Annotated in this window: 17 protein-coding genes and 1 pseudogene; 8 read left to right on the top strand and 10 right to left on the bottom strand. The window is 61.1% G+C overall.

What is annotated here, in order from left to right:
• Positions 1 to 339, top strand: a pseudogene (locus K408_RS42975) (transposase); the annotation flags it as partial.
• Complete coding sequence (locus K408_RS40510; RefSeq protein ID WP_155248740.1) at positions 278 to 973, top strand: hypothetical protein; 696 nt, start codon at positions 278 to 280, stop codon at positions 971 to 973. The pseudogene K408_RS42975 and the gene K408_RS40510, both read left to right, overlap by 62 nt.
• 133 nt (positions 974 to 1,106) lie before the next feature.
• Here K408_RS40510 and K408_RS40505 read toward each other — a convergent pair whose 3' ends face one another.
• The 5 genes from K408_RS40505 to K408_RS0132410 form a co-directional block, all read right to left on the bottom strand.
• The gene (locus K408_RS40505) at positions 1,107 to 2,387 is read right to left on the bottom strand and encodes a hypothetical protein (RefSeq protein ID WP_028146099.1); all 1,281 of its coding nucleotides are present in this window, start codon (positions 2,385 to 2,387) and stop codon (positions 1,107 to 1,109) included.
• A gap of 29 nt (positions 2,388 to 2,416) precedes the next feature.
• Positions 2,417 to 3,034 carry a hypothetical protein gene (locus K408_RS0132425; RefSeq protein ID WP_024342597.1) on the bottom strand — a complete coding sequence of 206 codons (618 nt, stop codon included), beginning with the start codon at positions 3,032 to 3,034 and terminating at the stop codon, positions 2,417 to 2,419.
• A complete protein-coding gene (locus tag K408_RS0132420; RefSeq protein ID WP_155248741.1) occupies positions 3,031 to 3,777 on the bottom strand; it encodes a hypothetical protein in 747 nt (248 codons plus the stop codon). The genes K408_RS0132425 and K408_RS0132420 overlap by 4 nt, the downstream gene beginning before the upstream one ends.
• 378 nt (positions 3,778 to 4,155) lie before the next feature.
• Positions 4,156 to 4,782 carry an RES family NAD+ phosphorylase gene (locus K408_RS0132415; RefSeq protein ID WP_024342599.1) on the bottom strand — a complete coding sequence of 209 codons (627 nt, stop codon included), beginning with the start codon at positions 4,780 to 4,782 and terminating at the stop codon, positions 4,156 to 4,158.
• Positions 4,783 to 5,451, bottom strand: coding sequence for a hypothetical protein (locus K408_RS0132410; RefSeq protein WP_051160759.1), 669 nt, complete (start codon positions 5,449 to 5,451; stop codon positions 4,783 to 4,785).
• A 263-nt stretch (positions 5,452 to 5,714) separates the two neighbouring features.
• Here K408_RS0132410 and qatA point away from each other — a divergent pair, with 263 nt between their 5' ends.
• The 5 genes from qatA to K408_RS0132385 are packed head-to-tail and all read left to right on the top strand — an operon-like array spanning position 5,715 to position 10,898.
• Positions 5,715 to 7,667 (top strand): Qat anti-phage system ATPase QatA, encoded by a 1,953-nt coding sequence (gene qatA / locus K408_RS0132405; protein ID WP_024342601.1) that lies wholly within the window; start codon positions 5,715 to 5,717, stop codon positions 7,665 to 7,667.
• A complete protein-coding gene (gene qatB / locus K408_RS44190) occupies positions 7,668 to 8,567 on the top strand; it encodes a Qat anti-phage system associated protein QatB (RefSeq protein WP_349509777.1) in 900 nt (299 codons plus the stop codon). It abuts the gene before it with no gap.
• Positions 8,564 to 9,937, top strand: coding sequence for a Qat anti-phage system QueC-like protein QatC (gene qatC / locus K408_RS0132395; RefSeq protein ID WP_024342603.1), 1,374 nt, complete (start codon positions 8,564 to 8,566; stop codon positions 9,935 to 9,937). The genes qatB and qatC overlap by 4 nt, the downstream gene beginning before the upstream one ends.
• Positions 9,934 to 10,707 (top strand): Qat anti-phage system TatD family nuclease QatD, encoded by a 774-nt coding sequence (gene qatD / locus K408_RS0132390; RefSeq protein ID WP_024342604.1) that lies wholly within the window; start codon positions 9,934 to 9,936, stop codon positions 10,705 to 10,707. Before qatC ends, qatD begins: the two co-directional genes overlap by 4 nt.
• Entirely contained in the window at positions 10,704 to 10,898 is a 195-nt protein-coding gene (locus K408_RS0132385; RefSeq protein WP_024342605.1) for a hypothetical protein, read from the top strand. Before qatD ends, K408_RS0132385 begins: the two co-directional genes overlap by 4 nt.
• Here the strand turns inward: K408_RS0132385 and K408_RS0132380 are convergent.
• The 5 genes from K408_RS0132380 to K408_RS44015 form a co-directional block, all read right to left on the bottom strand.
• A protein-coding gene (locus K408_RS0132380) for an IS3 family transposase (protein ID WP_155248742.1) occupies positions 10,893 to 12,004 on the bottom strand; the annotation gives its coding sequence in 2 pieces (ribosomal slippage) (positions 10,893 to 11,749 and positions 11,749 to 12,004; 1,113 coding nt in all). The two genes, K408_RS0132385 and K408_RS0132380, sit on opposite strands and share 6 nt — an antisense overlap.
• 259 nt (positions 12,005 to 12,263) lie before the next feature.
• Positions 12,264 to 12,485, bottom strand: coding sequence for a hypothetical protein (locus K408_RS39400; protein WP_245265950.1), 222 nt, complete (start codon positions 12,483 to 12,485; stop codon positions 12,264 to 12,266).
• Between the two features lie 14 nt (positions 12,486 to 12,499).
• On the bottom strand, positions 12,500 to 12,739 hold the full coding sequence (locus tag K408_RS0132365) for a PilZ domain-containing protein (RefSeq protein ID WP_024342609.1): 240 nt from the start codon (positions 12,737 to 12,739) through the stop codon (positions 12,500 to 12,502).
• 231 nt (positions 12,740 to 12,970) lie between these two features.
• Positions 12,971 to 13,177 (bottom strand): GDCCVxC domain-containing (seleno)protein, encoded by a 207-nt coding sequence (locus K408_RS43715; protein WP_080654968.1) that lies wholly within the window; start codon positions 13,175 to 13,177, stop codon positions 12,971 to 12,973.
• Positions 13,178 to 13,189: 12 nt separating this feature from the next.
• Entirely contained in the window at positions 13,190 to 13,321 is a 132-nt protein-coding gene (locus K408_RS44015; protein WP_283805291.1) for a hypothetical protein, read from the bottom strand.
• Between the two features lie 792 nt (positions 13,322 to 14,113).
• Between K408_RS44015 and K408_RS41495 the strand changes: the two genes are divergently transcribed.
• Entirely contained in the window at positions 14,114 to 17,491 is a 3,378-nt protein-coding gene (locus K408_RS41495) for an EAL domain-containing protein (RefSeq protein ID WP_196232432.1), read from the top strand.
• The last annotated feature ends 9 nt before the right edge of the window (positions 17,492 to 17,500 follow it).

Here is a 17,500-nt window from a genome sequence, read left to right as displayed (position 1 = left end):
ATCCGGCGCGAGGTCCCGATCCGCACGTTCAATGACTGGAACAGCCCGGTGCCCGGCTTCTGCGAGGTCGACATGGTCGCCCATGGCGGCACGTCGGTGGCTGGCTCGTTCATCCAAACCCTCACAATGGTCGATGTCGCCACCGGCTGGACGGAGTGCCTGCCGTTACTGACGCGGGAAGGTTCGCTCGTCGTCGAGGCGATCAACCGCGCACAGAGGCTGTTCCCCTGGCTATTGCGCGGCGTGGACTTCGACAACGATAGCGCCTTCATGAACGATGTCGTCGTGCCATGGTGTCGCGAACAGAAGGCTCGAAGTCACTCGCTCGCGCGCCTATAAGAAGAACGATCAGGCGTTTGTCGAGCAGAAGAATGGTGCGGTCGTCCGCCGCCTCATGGGCTATGGCCGCTTCGATGGCGTCGAGACGGCGCGTATGATGGGCCGCCTCTATGCGGCGGCACGGCTCTACGTCAACTTCTTCCAGCCGTCGTTCAAGCTGAAGGAGAAGCGTCGCGAAGGGGCCAAAGTGATCAAGCGCTATCATCTCCCATCGACGCCCTATGAGCGTGCCTTGGCGCATCCCAAGGTGACCGCGGCCGTGAAGAAACGGCTACGCGATCAGTATCGCTCGCTCGATCCGGTCGCACTGTTGGCGGAGATTCGCGCAACCCAAGAGGAACTAGGCAATCGCGTCGATCGTCGTGCCGGACAGGCGCGCGGCCTGCAACCGGCTCACACTAGCGCCCCGCCAGCGACCGCGGCGACCTTCGCGAAGACGCTCGGCAAGACGGTGACGGTCGGCGAGCCGCGTGCCACGCACCGGCGAACTCGTCGGCCTTATAAGACCAGAGTTCGCATGCCGTCCAAGCTCGACCCGCATCTTGCCGCGATCGAAGCCTGGGTCGCAGAGCAGCCGCAGCTGACGGCGCTCGCAATTGTCGGCCGGCTGAGTGAGAAATACCCCAAGGAGTAAAGAGACAGCATTCAATTGTGCAACTTCTGCTGAGGGCGCTCAGACGGAGAGCTGCCGAACGGTTGGTCGCCCAGGGCCCGCTCGACGACGCCACGACCGCTGCCCCAATGCCCGGGGTTGTGGACGGCTCGGGCTATGTAGGGCCCGACCCGACCACAGCCCCTCTCGTCGAGCAAGCCGGGAAAGTGATCTGGCGCGACCGATTAATCGACATCGGATCGTCATCACCAATGGCGCCATCACGGTAACATTCGCAGATGCGGCAATACGGGGGGTCAATTTTGCATGCCGAATGACAACCATCCCGGCGGCTGATCCGGAAGAGCGCCGCCGTCACCCGAAGCGCAGCCGACATTTGACCGCCTTCGGCAAACCGCTTCAAAAGGGTGTGCGGCGACGCCGAGACCGGCGCAAATTCCGGCGTCAACCAGCCTTCCACGACATCGACCATCGCTGCTGCTTCCGGCACCGGTAACGCTGCCACCGCATCCAGCCCGGCATGCTTGACGTCCGGATGGGTAGACGATCCCACCGCCCGGAGCGCGCGCGCCACGATCGTTCGGGTTTCTTCATTCGTCGATGAGGCCATGCGGACGAGATATCGCCCGGCCGGCCAGGCCCGGAGCTGCGACACATCCGCCAATTGATCATCTGGCAGCGGCTCGCCGAGCAGGCCTTCCTTTTCGAGGAAAGGTAGCCAGTCTTCCGACAGGTTATCGTAGAAATACCGTAGAAGGGGCAGCGCTCCCGGAATCTCGCGCCGGAACAGCTTCACACCCTCCGCCGGACGCATCGCGGCGATTTCCTTGGCCCGGAGCGTCAACGCGGTGTACCGGTCTTCCAGCTGGGTGACGACCGCGCGAATGACGGTGTCAAACTTTCGGGCAAACTCCGTGCGAAACGTTTCATCGACCTCCAAGCGTTCATGAAATGAACGTTCGTGCACGCGTCCATGGGCCTTGGTCAGCTCGATCCAAAGCTTGGAAATGTCCCCGTTCGGAGCGAGGCCAAGCTGCTTCACAATCTTTTCGATCTGCGTGCGGTGGTTGAACTGCGGCTTGAGGGCTTTTTCAGCGCGCTGGCGCGTCTCCTCATCGAACTTCATGTCTTTCAGAGCACGCAGCGCCTCTGCGCGTTTCTTGGCGTGCTGTTCGTCCTCCTGCGCCAGCGCATCCATCGATGCCGCGAGGACGCCCCGAATGAGCGAATCCAGTTCCCGCAGGGCGTGACCCGCGAGGGGGCGCGAAACCTTCAGGGGAAGGCGCCCACTGCAAAGGCGGCAAAAGTCGACGTAGCGGTTGGCTATGGCCGTGCCGAAAAGCTGGCGAAGGGCGCGATCCGTATCCGCCTGCTCCGCAGGCAGCGCGTAAGAATCCTCCTTGTCTTCCTCGCTATCCACCGCACTCCCTTCCATTCGATCGATCCCTCGCATCGCCCGCGCTATCAGCTGTCAAGCTCACCCAGCGGGCCGCCAATCGGAAAAGGCGGCATGTGTTCGGGCGGCACCGCCGCAATGAACAGAAACTCATTCGCGAGCGGCGTGCGCGATAAAATCTCCATTGTGCCGAGGCGAGGATTGAAGACCTGCCAGCCTACCTGGCCGGTCTCCACATCCCAGCAACCCGTTGGATAGTGCGACGGCGACGGCGACGGCACGCCCTTGACGCTCTTGGCCTCGTGCTTCGCAAGAGGCATCCGCAGGATCTCCAGTTTCTGAAACAGTTGCTGCAACCCCGCGAACTGGGACGCGCCGGACTCGCGAAGTGTCCGCAAGATCTCGTACAGCCCAAAGACCCACAGCACCGAATGTGCTGAGCATTCGGATAGCAGGAGGTCGCGTTCCTTCTTCACTTTCCCATCAAGTGCCAACGCAGCCAGCTTCGCTTCCATCTCCAGAAGCAACCGCTCGGCATAGCCGAGGGTTTGCACGCTTAAGCTTGCGTACGGGCAATCGACATGGTTCAGCCAAAGGCTGCTGTACACCCAAAGGCGCTTGCGCTGCGAAAACGCAAGTGGGATGGAGCCGCTGATCGGCTGATGTGATCCCTTGGGGCCGGTCATGCGCCGCCGAGCTCCGCCAGCACCTTGTGGCCCACCTCATCGACCGTGTTGAAGTCCGCCAGAAGCTGCGGGTGAAACACCACGGGCTTGGCGCCTTCGGCGAACGACTGACTGATCCAGGGTTGAAATCGGCCAAGCTTCAGCTGCTCGGCCGAGAGGGTATCATAGGCTGCAAAATCGAGCGCCTTGATCGCCGCGCTCATCTTCTTCGCGAGCTCGTCATAGGCGGCTGCGTCCGCATCCTCGATCACATAAGGCGGGATATAGAGCGGGATGCGATGCGCAAGGGCATGCCGGAGGCTTGCGAGATACTCCATCCATTCATCCAGCGTCGCAAGGTACGCCTGCAACGCCGCCGGCAGGAGCTGGCGGACACTGATGTTCTTTGGCCCTAATCCCACATGCGTATCCGGGATCGAGGTGCCATCGTTGCGATTCTGCCCCTTCTCAGAGACCCATGTCCACGCCAGGTTGTCGATTGCCCCGAAGGTGTTGAAAATGAAGCTCTGGATATTGATGGTGGCGTCCGAAAGCTCGTCGATCGAGGGGAGCTCCTGGCGCTCGGGCGGGATGAGCGCAAAGACGTTCTTGATGCAACGCGCCATCGTCTTCACGCGCCGGGGAAAACCTTGCGAGGCGAATTCCCGGGCTCTCGGCTTTTGCAAGTTCAACAGGACGTAGCCTTCGACCAGCTTGTTGAGCTTTTCGTCCAAGGCTGCGTAGCCGTCCGCTAGATTCGCCAAGGCGGCTTCCGAGAAGTACATAATTTCCCCCCGTTTTATCGCGGCTTCGACCTGGCGCCCGTAACGGGCCGCACTACCCGCAGGGAATGTAGTTGCATCGAGTCGACTTGCAACCGGGAGGGAAGACGTTCTTTATCGACAGACCATGAACAAGCCGGAGTTTGGCTCCAGAGGCCAGGCCTCAGGTCACCATCGGCTCCGGAGCAGGTAACTTGCGCTCCGCACCCTGGATACAGCTTCTCCGCAGCAGGCGATGTGTATTTGGCAGCCTTGCCCCAACGAATAGGTTCAAAAGCGCACATTAAGAACATCAAATTCGCGCTCAACAAAAGTGAGCCAGCAGCCTTACGCCACCAGGGCCCGCGTGGCACTTGGCGATCACTCAGCCGGATCAGGGGATGCCAATTCGACCAGCAATTCGTTGAGGACTGTAGCCAAACCCGTCGCGCGGATCAGACGGCGGACGCCAATGGCCCGCAGCTTCGGTAACGCTCGGTGATACACGGCGAGGTTGGTTTGCCCGTTTAGCCGCGAGGGATAAATGATTCCGTCTGGCTGGGACGGATGTTCGTGCCAAGCGAGGGACCATTTCCGCGCTAGCGCTTGCGACGAAGCACGAGCAACATCGGTTGGAACACCCATCCGGACAGCGCAATCGTTCCGTAGGTCGACCATATTTAGGGCCGAGGCGACTTCGATCTCCGCATAGTTCCTCTCCTGGAGCTCATCCTCGCCGAGGAGCAACGACCCGTCCGAACCGTCGTGGCGGTCGCGCAGGACGGCCTCAAGGAAGCACACTTTCAGCGTATCGCCGAGGTACAATACGCCGAAACGGTTGGCGTCGACGCGCCGTCGCGGGTCGCTGAAGCGGCTGGGTGATTTACCGTATCCGAGCGGATCCCGATAACGTCCAAGATAGATTCGGCCGAATCTCGCACCCGCAGTCACGGTGTGGAGCTCAAGTCGCGACTTCGCCGAGGTCGCCGGTGGGTCCTTGGCTGCCACCTAGCGAAAATCTCCTCGTCCGACGCTCTCTGCTGCCGCGAGCAAGGCTTCGCCCTGCCCCCGCTCTAGGACCTCGCGACCCGTCAGGCCGTCAAGTTCATCGTGACGCTGCACAAGAAAACGGAAGATGGCCCAGGGACCGCCAAGCCGTTCCCGCAAGGCCGGCAACTCGGGATAGGGTTTTCCATTGCGATCGAGTTGCCAAACCGGGAAGCGGAAGCCGCGTTTGGCGCCGTCCAACCCGAGAAGTTGTCCGTTTTGTCGCTTAGTGTTGATCGTTACGCGCGTTGTGTGCAGCAACTCGGCAAGTTCGTCGGCACTGCGCATGTCTTTGCCAGACAGGATCTCCGCAGCTCTGATCCGGCCTCGGTCCCGCGCTGCAGCCAACGCCTGATCAAGCTCGGCGCTGTTTTCCTCATCTATTTCGACATTTTCTTTGGAGGTCACCTGCTCGACGGGCGCGGCGACAGCGTTGCCGGTTGGATCGACGTTGACGCGGAAGCTGAAGGGATGTCCCTCTTTGCTGCTCTTTTCGAGGGCTTCGCCGTAACGCTCGATCAGCAGGCGGACGTATTTCGGTTTCATGGCCATCGCCTTGGCGGCGCTGCTGGATGCATTGACCTTAATGTCCCGGACAGGCCTAGATAGCAGTCCCTTCAAGTCTGTCATAAAGGACATGGTCAGCAGCGCCTTGGGCTTGCGAACCCGTGTCGCGGTCTTTCCTTGTGCTGATTTCTTCGCCTTTGCCATGGCGGGCAGCTCCTGTCCTGAAACGCGGGCACCTTTCATAGACAAAATGAGGACTTCCGTTAAGTTCGTCAAGTCCGTAAAGTTAGATTAATCTGTTCATATTTCGTTCTCATTGCGGCGAGCTGGTGTAAAACCGTGCAACCTGCGCGAACGAACCAGCCACCTAGAACCGGAGTATTGATGTGTTCTTGAATGACCAGGAGACGGCAACCGATCTGCTGTATTACGAGGCGATCGCCAAGACCGTCGTCAGTCTTATCCGGAAAACGCCAGATGCCCCAGTGACGATCGGCGTGCACGGCGACTGGGGTGCTGGCAAATCAAGCGTTCTCAAAATGCTGGAAGGCGCCTTCGCCGAGGACGGCCGGGTGCTCTGCCTGTGGTTCAACGGCTGGACGTTCGAGGGCTTCGAGGATGCGAAGACCGTCGTCATCGAAACCATTGTCGACGAGTTGCGCCGCGCCCGCCCTGCCTCGACGAAGGTCGCCGATGCCGCCAAGAAGGTGCTCAAGCGCGTCGACTGGCTGAAACTGGCACGTCAGGCCGGCGGCTTCGCCTTCACCGCGGCGACCGGGATCCCGACATTCGACCAGGCCAAGGGGCTCTATGACCTCGCCACCTCGTTCCTGTCCAAGCCGCAGGAGCATATCTCGATCGAGGACCTGAAGAGCGTTGCGAACAAGGCCGGCGAGTTCATCAAGGAGGCGCCGGAGGAGAGCGACAGTCTGCCAGAACACATCCATGCGTTCCGCAAAGAATTCAAAGAGTTGCTCGATGCAGCCGATATCGACCAACTCGTCGTCATCGTGGACGACCTCGATCGTTGTCTGCCGAAAACGGCAATCGCGACACTGGAGGCGATCCGGCTGTTCCTCTTCGTCGAGCGCACGGCCTTTGTGATCGGAGCCGACGAGCTCATGATCGAATATGCGGTGCGGGAGCACTTCCCGGACCTGCCGCCGAGCTCGGGCCCGATCAGCTACGCGCGGAATTACCTCGAGAAGCTGATCCAGGTCCCATTCCGGATCCCCGCGCTTGGCGCGGCCGAGACGCGGGTCTATGTCACGCTGCTGCTCGCCGAGAACGCGCTCGGCTCGGCGGACCCGCGTTTCCTGCGGCTGCTCGCCGCGGCTCGCGAGGATATGAAACGTCCCTGGAAGAGCCGGGGCCTGGATCGCCGCACCGTCGAAGCGGCCATGCAAGGACCGGTGCCGCCGGAGGTCGAACAGGCACTGGTCATCAGCGCGCACGTCACCAAGATCCTTAGCGAGGGCACAAGGGGCAACCCACGCCAGATCAAGCGCTTCCTCAACTCGATGATGCTGCGTCACGGCATCGCCCAGGAGCGCGGCTTCGGCGCCGAGATCCAGCGGCCGGTGCTCGCCAAGATCATGCTGGCGGAACGCTTCTATCCGGACTTCTACGAGCAGATCGCAAGACTTGCGGCCAACCATCCCGATGGCTCCCCGGAGGCAGTTCGCGCCTTTGAGCAGTTCATGCGAAGGCCTGCGGCAATGGAAGAAGACGAGAAGCCATCGGGCAAGGGCGCGCGCAAGGTGGCGGCCGAGCTGCCGTCGCTTCCGCCGGAAGCAACCGAATGGGAAAAGAACGAATGGGCGACGGGCTGGGCCGCGATCGACCCACCGCTCGCGGGCATCGATCTTCGCCCCTACGTGTTCGTCACGCGGGACAAGCGCAGCTCGTTGGGAGGGCTTGCCGCCGCCAGCCACCTCGAGGGGCTGGTGGAGAAGCTGATGGGTCCGCAGCTCATGGTACGGGGCGCAGTGGCCGAGATCGCGAAACTTACCGGGCCCGAACCGGAGGAAGTCTTCGAGGCGATCCGGGGACGCATTCTCCAGGAAGACGAATTCAAGGGGAAGCCGAAAGGTGTCGACGGCCTCGTCCGCCTCGTAGAAGCCCATCCAGCGCTACAGCGCCACCTGCTCGAGTTCGTCCGCGAGCTGCCCGCGGCGAAGGCTGGTGCGTGGGCTGCTTCGAGCTGGGGCAGTTGCTTCGCCGACACCGGCATCGCAGCCGAGTACCGGTCCGTCCTGCAAACCTGGGCCGAGCAAGCTGAGAACGTGCCCCTCCAGAAGACCGCGCAGGGCATTCTGAAACTCCCGAAGGCCAAGTAGATGGGGACCTCCAAGGGCTACGGCGGACCGGCCAACGGCTTGGTCCCATCATTCGTCGATGATCCCCCGCCCCCAGTCCGGCCGCGACCTCCCTCGGTCCAGCCGGCCGTCCCTGCCGCTCCCGGCGCGCCTGGAACGCCGACGTCACAACCTCCGTCGCCCGCGGTCCCGACAATGCCCGCCTCCCCTCTCGGCGGTTCGCCGCCGCGGCCGGACAGTGGCGCTGGCGAATTTAGCGGGGCGCGCAGCAATTTTACGCGCTTTGCCCGCACCGGCAGTCGCGGCTCGCTTGGCAGCGCTCTCTCCGACTACGTCCGCAAGGGGACCGGCAATGCCCGCCGCGCGGCCCGGCGGATGGGGGCGTCGCGTACAACCGCCGGAGGCCTTCTCGGCATCGTGCGGGATTTCCAGACGGTCGGCCCGACGGAAACGCTTCGCCGCCTGGATCTCGCCGCCTTAGCCGGAGCTCCCGCCGCAGACGTCTTCGTCGCGCTGATGGAATTCGTCTGTCCCCCCGGAGGTGCCGTCGACGAGGCCATCGCACGCCAGGCGATGCTGGAGTCGATCGGAGATATGGCGGAGGCCGGTGTCGCGAGCTTTGACACGCTGACGCCCCAGCAGATGCAGGACTTCTTCCTCGATTTTATCGCTCGCTCAATCGAGGGGCGGGTTATGGCCGACCTTGGTTCTCGCGGGATCACACTTCCCGACGACGTTGCCGCCGTGGAGAACGCGCAGGTCCAGCTCCATGATTTCGTAACCGGCGCGACGCGCGGTGAACTCGCCGGCAAATTGGACAATTTGGACCGGCTCTCCGATCGGGACGTCCAGGCGGTCGTTGACCAGATCTATGAAACGGGCTTCGAGCTCGTTGCCGCAGCCGGAGAAGCCGCAGCATGAGGCATCATACGATCATCGGCCGATTGGGGCCCGCAGATACCGTCGCTGTCGCTCCGACGCGCGCCGACACGTTTTCGACGGAAATCAACTTTGTCGACGGCGACCATCGACCGGGATTCGGCCTGGGGCAGGCTCTCGACCAGCTCCGCGCGCTTGGCCTCAGGCCTAGCGAAACCGCCGTCGACCTTGCCATGCTGGCCGCGGCCGTTACGGCCGCCGACACGCGCATCTCGCGGGAGAACGATGCAGTCGATGCGTGGACCCGCGAGATCGAGCTCAATGTGCCGGTCCGCAACCCTGACCTTTGGACGAGTCTTGCACCGCTGATCCGCACGACGCTGAATTTCCTGACCGGCGATCGTTGGCAGATCTACTTCCGCCCCAGGATAGCGACGATCGGCGAGCTCGCGTCCGCTCCCACCAAGCTGCGCACGGCGACTCCGACCATCGTCAGCCTCTTCTCGGGTGGCCTCGATAGTTTCATCGGCGCCATCGATCTCCTCGCATCCGGGCAGGTCCCAATGCTCGTGAGCCACTACTGGGATGGTATCACGAGCAAGCATCAGGCCTATTGTGCGGAGGTTCTCAAGAAACGATTCGCCGGTACGACCGTGCACCACGTAAGGGCACGGGTCGGCTTTCCGACGGACATTGTCGAGGCCGATTCGGTCGAGGACACCCTCCGCGGCCGCTCGTTCCTGTTTTTTGCGCTTGCGGTGCTGGCCGCAGACGCTGTCGGCGGCGACATGGTCGTGTGCGTGCCGGAGAACGGTCTGATCTCGCTGAACGTGCCGCTCGATCCCTTAAGGCTCGGCGCGCTCAGTACCCGCACGACCCATCCCTTCTACATGGCGCGCTTTGACGAGCTACTGAAGGGGCTCGGTCTCCGGGTGCGCCTCGAGAATCCCTACGCCTTCCAGACCAAGGGCCAGATGGCGATGGCCTGCGCGGACCTCGCGTTCCTTCGCAAGGAGGCTCGGAACACGATGTCCTGTTCCTCGCCCGCCAGCCGTCGCTACGATCCGGACCCGAGCCAGCGCGATCCCAAGCATTGTGGCCGTTGCGTCCCATGCCTGATCAGGCGCGCGGCGATCCTGGAAGCCTGGGGCGTCGACGACACGCCTTATCGGATCGCTGATCTGCACGCGCGAGTGCTCGACACAAGAAAAGCCGAGGGAGAGCATGTCCGCTCCTTCCAGCTCATGCTATCACGTCTGGCGCGAAGGCCGGATCGGGCCCGTTTCGACATCCATCGCCCAGGCCCCCTAGTTGATCATCCGGATCGGCTGAAGGACTATGAGGCCGTCTATGTCGCAGGACTGCAAGAGGTCGACCGATTGCTGCAGGGCGTACGGGCGCGACCGCAATGACAACTTCTCCGAACCGGCCTGCCCGCTGGGTCGACTTCCACTGCCATCTCGACCTCTACAGAGATCACGCGGCGCTGATTGCCGAATGTGACCGTGAGCGCGTGGCAACGCTTGCGGTTACCACCACGCCCAAGGCATGGCTTCGCAACCGCGAGCTGGCAGCGCGATCGGACCACGTGCGCGTGGCTCTCGGCCTCCATCCCCAGCTCGTCGGCGAACGCGAAAGCGAGCTGCCGCTCCTCAAGCACTATCTCCGAGACGCTCGTTACGTCGGCGAGATCGGCTTGGATGCAGGACCTCGCTTCTACCGAAGCTTTCCAGCCCAGGAACGTGTTTTCGTACGAATCTTGCGAGCCTGCGCCGATCAAGGAGGCAAGGTGCTCACGGTGCATAGCGTGCGTGCGGTCGGAAAGGTACTCGGCCATGTCGAGCGCGAGTTGCCGCCGGATCGGAGTCGTGTTGTCTTGCACTGGTTCACCGGAACGGCCGCCGAAGCGCGCCGGGCCGTCGCGTTGGGCTGCTATTTCTCCGTGAACGGCGAAATGCTCCGGTTGCCGAAACATCGTCAGCTTGTCGCCGGCTTACCTGCAGATCGTCTGCTGACCGAAACGGACGGTCCGTTTGTGGAGGTGGAGGGACGCCCCACGCGACCACGCGACGTGGCCCAAACCGTAGCTGAACTTGCCGCACTGCGAGGCGTCCCCGTCGAGGCGATGGAAGGCGCCGTTCTCAACAACTTGCGCACCCTTCTGGGCGAGGCGCGTCCGTGAGCGTCGAGGCCTCAAAGAACAACCTCGCCCGCGAGCTGTTTGTGCGGACCGCGGACGAGAACTATGTCACCGCCCGCTGGTGTGCCAATAACCGACTGAACACCGACTTCCTTTGGCTCGCGGTGCATGCGCTCGAGAAGTATCTAAAGGCGGTGCTGGTGACCTGCTCCCCAATTTGCCCCCGTTTATAAGTAGATTCTGTTCTGGGTTTGGCCCCTGTTGGGGCGGGTTGCGAACTCGGTCGGTGTGAGCCCGTTGAGGCTCGTGTGCGGTCGGTTGGTGTTGTAGTCGATCCTCCATTCCTCGATGAGCTGGCGAGCCTCGTTGAGATTTGCGAACAGGTGCTCGTTCAGACACTCATCACGCAGTCGGCCGTTGAAGCTCTCGACAAACCCGTTCTGCACCGGCTTGCCGGGCGCGATGTAGTGCCACTCAATCCCGAGTTCCTCTTGCCAGGCCAATATCGCGTTTGATGTGAACTCGGTGCCATTGTCGCTGACGATCATGCGCGGGCAGCCGCGGGTCTCGATGACGCGGTCGAGCTCGCGCACGACACGCAGGCTGGTGAGCGATGTATCGGCGACCAGGGTCAGGCACTCTCGGCTGAAGTCGTCGACCAAGGTCAGAACGCGGAAGCGCCGGCCGCTGGAGAGCGTGTCCATCACGAAGTCGAGTGACCAGCGCAGGTTCTGATCCTGCGGGATCGTCATCGGCGCCCGGGTGCCCAGCGCCCGTTTGCGGCCACCACGTTTACGCACGGTCAGTCGCTCCTCCTTGTAAAGCCGATACAGCTTCTTCCGATTGATCCGGATCCCTTGCCGAGCCAATAGCAGCCCCAGGCGACGGTAGCCGAAGCGGCGGCGCTGCGAAGCCAATTCCTTCAGCCGGGCCCGCAACGCGCTATCGTCAGGCCGTGTCGAGGCATAGCGGTAGGTTTTCGGCTGCAGGCCAACCAGCTTGCAAGCCCGCCGTTGCGAGTAGCCCTTCTGATCGATCGCCCAGGTCACAGCACGTCTCCGCAAGCCGGGCGTCAGAAGTTTTTTCCGAGCATCTCCTTCAGCGTCGATGCATCCAGCATCGTCTCCGCCAGCAGCTTCTTGAGCTTGCGGTTCTCTTCCTCAAGGGCCTTCAGCTTGCGGGCGTCGGAGATCTCCATCCCGCCGTAGCGCGACCGCCACTTATAGAACGTCGCATCGCTGATGCCGTGTTTCCGGCACAGATCGCTCGCCGACATCCCGGCAGCGTGTTCCTTCAGCACCTTGATAATCTGCTCTTCCGTGAACCTGCCTTTACGCATCGTCCGTCTCCTCGGTGGAGAACAGAACCCTAACTCAAAATCGGGGCGTTTCAGGGGAGCAGGTCACTCGTGGCGAGATGCCTCGGGCAGGGACTAAATGCGTCGGAGACGGGTTGGTTCAAAGCCGAGATCTGCCGAGTCTGGCCCTGGCATCCACCAAGGCTCAACTGGCGACATCCAAGGCGGCCAGCCAGAGGGGCGATTCACGCGTCTAAGTCGCCTCGGACCTTGCGTTGCCTGTCCGGTATCGGCTCCCTCGCTACTTCTTCTTTGCGGGTCCGAAATCCGGCTGCCAAGCGGCTTCCTTGCGGCTCGGGGCCGCGGCGATCACCTTAGTTTTTTCCTTCTTCGGCTTCTTGGCTTCGCGATTACCACGTTGCTGCTCCTTCTGGAGGGCTGCTTTGGGGCGAGGACCGGCGGCGCCGATCGCGCTGGCGCAGGCCCCCGCCATACTCGCAGGCGACGACCGCTTCCGCTTCATCGCTGCAAGCTGCCTTACTCGAACCTAACCCCGATGCGTTTCTCTCTTCGCCAAATGATGCGGCAACGTCTCTTGAGATGGTCTTTCGGTACGAAAAGGGTGAATCGATCCGGGATGTAAAGTGGCGACACGACCTCTAGCGCCGCACCGATCTCGGATATGTTCTTGACGGTGCAGTCGATGGCGCCGCCGCCGAACTCGATGGTCCCGGCCTTGAAGATGCGGTGACGTGGCGCGGCTCGATGCTCTTCCATGGAATTGTAGCCTGACGCTGAGCTGAAGAGTTTTGTAGAATTCCAGGTTGGCGGAGGCGACCGAGGCCCCGACGGGGCTGGGGGTCCGGGCCTCACGCTCCGAACAGCCGAGACGACCCGGTAATTGTTCGCTGCGGTCGCCTGCCATTTAGCATGGAAAACCTAAAGCAGGCCTGAAAAAAGGGACCTAGAAGAAATACGGAGGCCCGAAATGCTCCTTAAGCGGAGCGCCTATCGCGCGCCGCACCGACCGCTTTGCTGGATCGGCGGGCATGGGGCCGAGCCGTAAGAGCAGAATACACAGCAGTCCCCAGGCTTGGGCTTCAAACGAGCGCCGCACGCCTTGCAGTCGTAGAAGAACTGGCAGGCATCGGCGGGCATCGTCTCAACCGAGGCGCGGCCGCAAACGGGACAGGTGATCGTAGATTGAGTCTGCATCCCTGGTGCCTCCTAACTCTTGGCCGGGCCGTTGCGCGTGGCGACCGGCAGCAGGCCTCGATCGCCGCCGCCCACCGCCTCCCATTCCGGCCGCTTCTGCATGATCTCCAGCACGGCCGAGATGTCGCCAGCACTGCGCAGCATATTTCCGCCCGGTACCATGATCGGATCATCGAACCGAGCGGCCATGGTATCAGGTACGGGTGCCCACCCTCGGTTGATGGAGGCGGACCAAACAACAGAGTCTATGCCATTTCGGACCGAAGACAACGTGACGACTTTCCCTTGGACAGCAAGTCGGCAAGGCCGCTATGCGCAGCCTCCTCATCAAGAGGATGATTGGCCGCTGATATGAGGCTGGCCCAGCCGGTCAGCTCCGGAGCCGGGGACGTGTGGTTCCGCTCGCTTCAACAATATCCGAAATTGAACGAGGTCCCCCGAACTGGAGGCGAATCCTGGTCCGAGGACCTCGTAACCATCGGCGTCTGACACGGGGACGCCGATCGGCTCGTGATACAGCGTGACGGAGCCTTCGACACTTGATTGAGAATAATCTAAGTTATTAATCTCGATTGCTTGATATCCACGACGATGAAGCCTTCGAAACTCGAAACTAACTAGAATTCGTAACGCGATCTCCATTTGTGCCGTGCACGGTGTCCCCCGTTGGGGGGGCGTCATGGAAGGGCTTGCTTGGGAGGTGGTGCATGTGACGGCCAGTCGGATGAGCGACGACCAGATCGACCCGATCGAATCCAGGCGCCAAATCCGATGGTGAAGACGCAACGCCATCTCCGTTTTGGTCTACTAGACGAAGGACCAATCGGTCGGGCGCCTCAACGGCAAGCCGTCTGCGAGTCATCCGAATCGAGGCCTTACGCCATTTTCGGATGGCTCCGTGCGTTTGCCCAGACGACGGCGGCCCTCGGAGTCGCGATGATCGGCCTCATTTGGGCTGGAGTCGTCTTTCTCTCAAACGCCGAGCATGAGCGCGCCTATGAGGCTGGGTTACGGCAGGGGAGCAGCCTGACCCGCGTTTTTGAAGCCTACATTTTACAAGTTATCAAAGGAACAGATAGCGCGCTCCTCGCTATGCGCGATTCCTATGAGCACGACCCTCGCAGCTTTAATCTGATGCACTGGGTCGATCGCGCCAAACTGCAAAGCGGTCTCATCAGCCGATTCGTGGTTATCGGACGTGATGGAATGATGGAGATGTCGAGCCTGGCGCCGAATGGCCCGCCGATCGATCTGCGCGATAGCGATCATTTTCATTATCTTGCTGGGGCAAAGACAGACGAGCTTTTCATCAGTCCGCCGGCCTTGGGGCGTGTGTCGGGGAAGACGACAGTTCGGTTGGCGCGGAAGCTAAGAGCGCCAGATGGGTCGTTCAACGGCGTTATCTTCGCCTCGCTCGATATCTCGCAGATCGAGAAATTCTACAACTCGATCGATGTCGGCCACTCCGGGACGATTGCGCTCGTCGGCTTTGACGGGATCATTCGCGCCCGCAGCAGCCGCGGCCACGATGCGGAGGGGTTGACTGGCCGTTCGATCACTGGAGCAAGGATATTTAAGCTCTATCGGCAATCCCCTGCAGGCAGTTACTGGACCTCACCTGATATCGCCGTTCGAATGGATGGCGTTCCCAGGCTCATTTCTTATCGCGCGGTCGAGGGGTTGCCGCTAATCGTGATTGTCGGCCTGGCGAGACAGGATATTCTTGGTCCAGCGGCAATCAAGATCAGCCAATACCGCCAGGTCGGTTTAGCGCTGACTGCGTTCGTGCTCGTCGTGATCGGCTTCAGTGTCGTACGGCAAAGGCGCCTCACCTCAACAATGGTCGCGCTTGAGCGTTCCCGGCACGTGCTTGAACAGACCAATGTGCAATTCAATACGGCGTTGGAAAACATGGCGCATGGGCTTTGCATGTTTGATGCCGATCAGCACTTGATTGTCTGTAATCGGCGGTATGGCGAGATGTATGGCCTGACGGCCAAGCAGAGCGCGCCTGGCACAACGTTGCGTTCCATTCTCGAGGCTCGTGTCGCGGCGGGTCAATGTCCCGAAGATGCCGAAGCCTACGTCTCCGCCACTCTTGAGGAAAGTAAGAGGCCCCAATCATTCAACGTCGTCAATAAGCTACGCGACGGCCGGGTGATTGCAGTCAACCATGAACCGATGCCGGGTGGAGGCTGGGTTTCCGTGCATCATGACATCACGGAGCAACATCACGCCAAGGAACGTCTCGACGAGGTCAGGCAGGAGTTGATTGCGCAACGTTGCGCCATCGATCAAGCCGTGATTTTGGCCATCACGGACGTGAAAGGACGTATCACCTACGCGAACGAGGTATTCTGTCATATCAGCGGCTATAGCCGCGAGGAGTTGATTGGAAACGACCATCGCATTCTCAATTCCGGCGTTCACCCTGCCGACTTTTTTGGCGCGATGTACCGTCAAATCGCGCGCGGTGGGGTCTGGCGTGGCGAGGTCTGCAACAAGACCAAGAGTGGTTCGCTCTATTGGGTTGATACGACCATCGTCCCGCAGCTGGGTCCAGACGGCAAGCCAGTTCGCTACTTAGCGATCCGGATCGATATCACGTCGCGGAAGACGGCAGAAGCCGCCCTGCGCGAAAGTCAGGATGAGGTACTTCGAAAGTCATCGCAACTTGAGCTGGCGCTCGCCAATATCAATCAGGGCATTTGCCTGTTCGATGCCAACCAGCGGGTCATCGTAGCCAACGCGCGCTATGGAGAAATCTACAAGCTCACGCCAGAGGAGATCAAGCCCGGCACCACGTTGCAGGAGATCCTCGAGAGCCGAAAAAGGCAAGGAACGAGTTTCGCGATTGCGCCCGATGTCTACCGCGCCACCAACGTCAAGAAGGTTCGTGAAATCCAAGACCTGGCTGATGGTCGCACGGTATCGATTTCGCGCAGCGTTCTCCCGGACGGTGGTTGGCTCACTTCTCATGAGGATATTACCGAACGACGGCAGAGCGAGAAAAAGGTTGCCTACCTTGCCGCCCACGACCCACTCACCGGCCTGCCGAATCGCGCTCGTTTCATCAGCGAACTTGAACGGATCACTGCCGAGTCCGGCGCCATCGGGAATACTGCCATTTTCCTGCTCGATCTCGATCGCTTCAAGGCGGTCAACGATACTTTGGGCCATGCGGCAGGGGATCAGTTGCTCAAGGATGTGGCGGCCCGCCTGAGATCTGAAGTTCGCGAACACGACATCGTGGCGCGTCTCGGCGGTGACGAATTCGCGATCATTCAGAAGCTCGATAGTGCAGTTCATGAGCCGGCCATCTCGCTCGCCTTGCGGATCATTGACGCGATCGGCAGGCCGTTTGAGCTCGATGGCCATATCGCAAGCGTCGGAACGAGCATCGGCATAGCGCTGTGTCCCGAGCAAGGCCGCGATGGGGCGGAACTGATGAAGAAGGCGGATCTGGCTCTCTATGCGGTCAAGGAGGGAGGGCGAAACGATTTTCGGATCTACGACGCTGAAATGACGGAGATCGTCGAGCACCAAAAACGGCTCGAGGGCGAACTAAGTCGTGCAATCGAGCGGGAGGAGTTCGAGCTCTACTACCAGCCCGTTCTTGACCTGAAGACTCACAGGGTAACGGGTGCCGAGGCGCTCATTCGCTGGAACCATCCTGAGCGCGGCGTGCTCTCGCCGGATCAATTCATCCCGCTGGCCGAAGAAACGGGCTTGATTGTTCCGCTTGGGGAATGGGTCTTGCAGCAAGGCTGCAGGGATGCTGCGGCCTGGCCCGAGGACCTGAAGATTGCGATCAATCTGTCGGTACATCAGATCAACTGCGGCAACCTGTTCGACGTGGTGCTCTGTACGTTGGTGGAAACCGCGCTTAGCCCCGCACGTCTTGAATTGGAAATCACCGAATCGGTACTGCTGGACAATCAGCCCGAACATCTCCAGACCTTGCGCCAGCTGAGGAATATTGGGGTCTCGATCGTTCTAGATGATTTCGGGACGGGGTATTCTTCGAGCAGGTACCTGACGCTTCATCCATTTGACCGGATCAAGATCGACAAGTCCTTCGTGCAAGGTATGGCCAGTCAGCGCGAAAGCTCGGCGATTGTTGCCTCAACGATTGTGTTGGCGCGAGGTTTGGATATCTCGGTAACGGCCGAGGGCGTCGAAACACACGAGCAGCTGCGCCAGCTGTCTCTCGCCGGAGTCGATTTCGCGCAGGGCTATCTCATCGGCCGACCGATGCCCCTCGGCGACTTCCTGAACGAGCGCCGGCAGTCGCACGCCGAAGTGGTTGCCTGAGCGCTTTGG

The organism is Bradyrhizobium sp. in8p8, assembly GCF_000426845.1.
Lineage (GTDB): Bacteria > Pseudomonadota > Alphaproteobacteria > Rhizobiales > Xanthobacteraceae > Bradyrhizobium > Bradyrhizobium japonicum_C.
Note: the sequence above shows the minus strand (reverse complement) of the source record. Positions and strands in the feature narration are given on the sequence as shown.

Bases quoted from the DNA above. Each gene is read 5' to 3' on its own strand.
- K408_RS40510 (WP_155248740.1), top strand. From the start codon at position 278: ATGTCGTCGTGCCATGGTGTCGCGAACAGAAGGCTCGAAGTCACTCGC.
- K408_RS40505 (WP_028146099.1), bottom strand. From the start codon at position 2,387: ATGGAAGGGAGTGCGGTGGATAGCGAGGAAGACAAGGAGGATTCTTAC.
- K408_RS0132425 (WP_024342597.1), bottom strand. From the start codon at position 3,034: ATGACCGGCCCCAAGGGATCACATCAGCCGATCAGCGGCTCCATCCCA.
- K408_RS0132410 (WP_051160759.1), bottom strand. From the start codon at position 5,451: ATGACAGACTTGAAGGGACTGCTATCTAGGCCTGTCCGGGACATTAAG.
- qatB (WP_349509777.1), top strand. From the start codon at position 7,668: ATGGGGACCTCCAAGGGCTACGGCGGACCGGCCAACGGCTTGGTCCCA.
- qatC (WP_024342603.1), top strand. From the start codon at position 8,564: ATGAGGCATCATACGATCATCGGCCGATTGGGGCCCGCAGATACCGTC.
- qatD (WP_024342604.1), top strand. From the start codon at position 9,934: ATGACAACTTCTCCGAACCGGCCTGCCCGCTGGGTCGACTTCCACTGC.
- K408_RS39400 (WP_245265950.1), bottom strand. From the start codon at position 12,485: ATGAAGCGGAAGCGGTCGTCGCCTGCGAGTATGGCGGGGGCCTGCGCC.
- K408_RS0132365 (WP_024342609.1), bottom strand. From the start codon at position 12,739: ATGGAAGAGCATCGAGCCGCGCCACGTCACCGCATCTTCAAGGCCGGG.
- K408_RS43715 (WP_080654968.1), bottom strand. From the start codon at position 13,177: ATGCAGACTCAATCTACGATCACCTGTCCCGTTTGCGGCCGCGCCTCG.
- K408_RS44015 (WP_283805291.1), bottom strand. From the start codon at position 13,321: ATGCTGCGCAGTGCTGGCGACATCTCGGCCGTGCTGGAGATCATGCAG.
- K408_RS41495 (WP_196232432.1), top strand. From the start codon at position 14,114: ATGATCGGCCTCATTTGGGCTGGAGTCGTCTTTCTCTCAAACGCCGAG.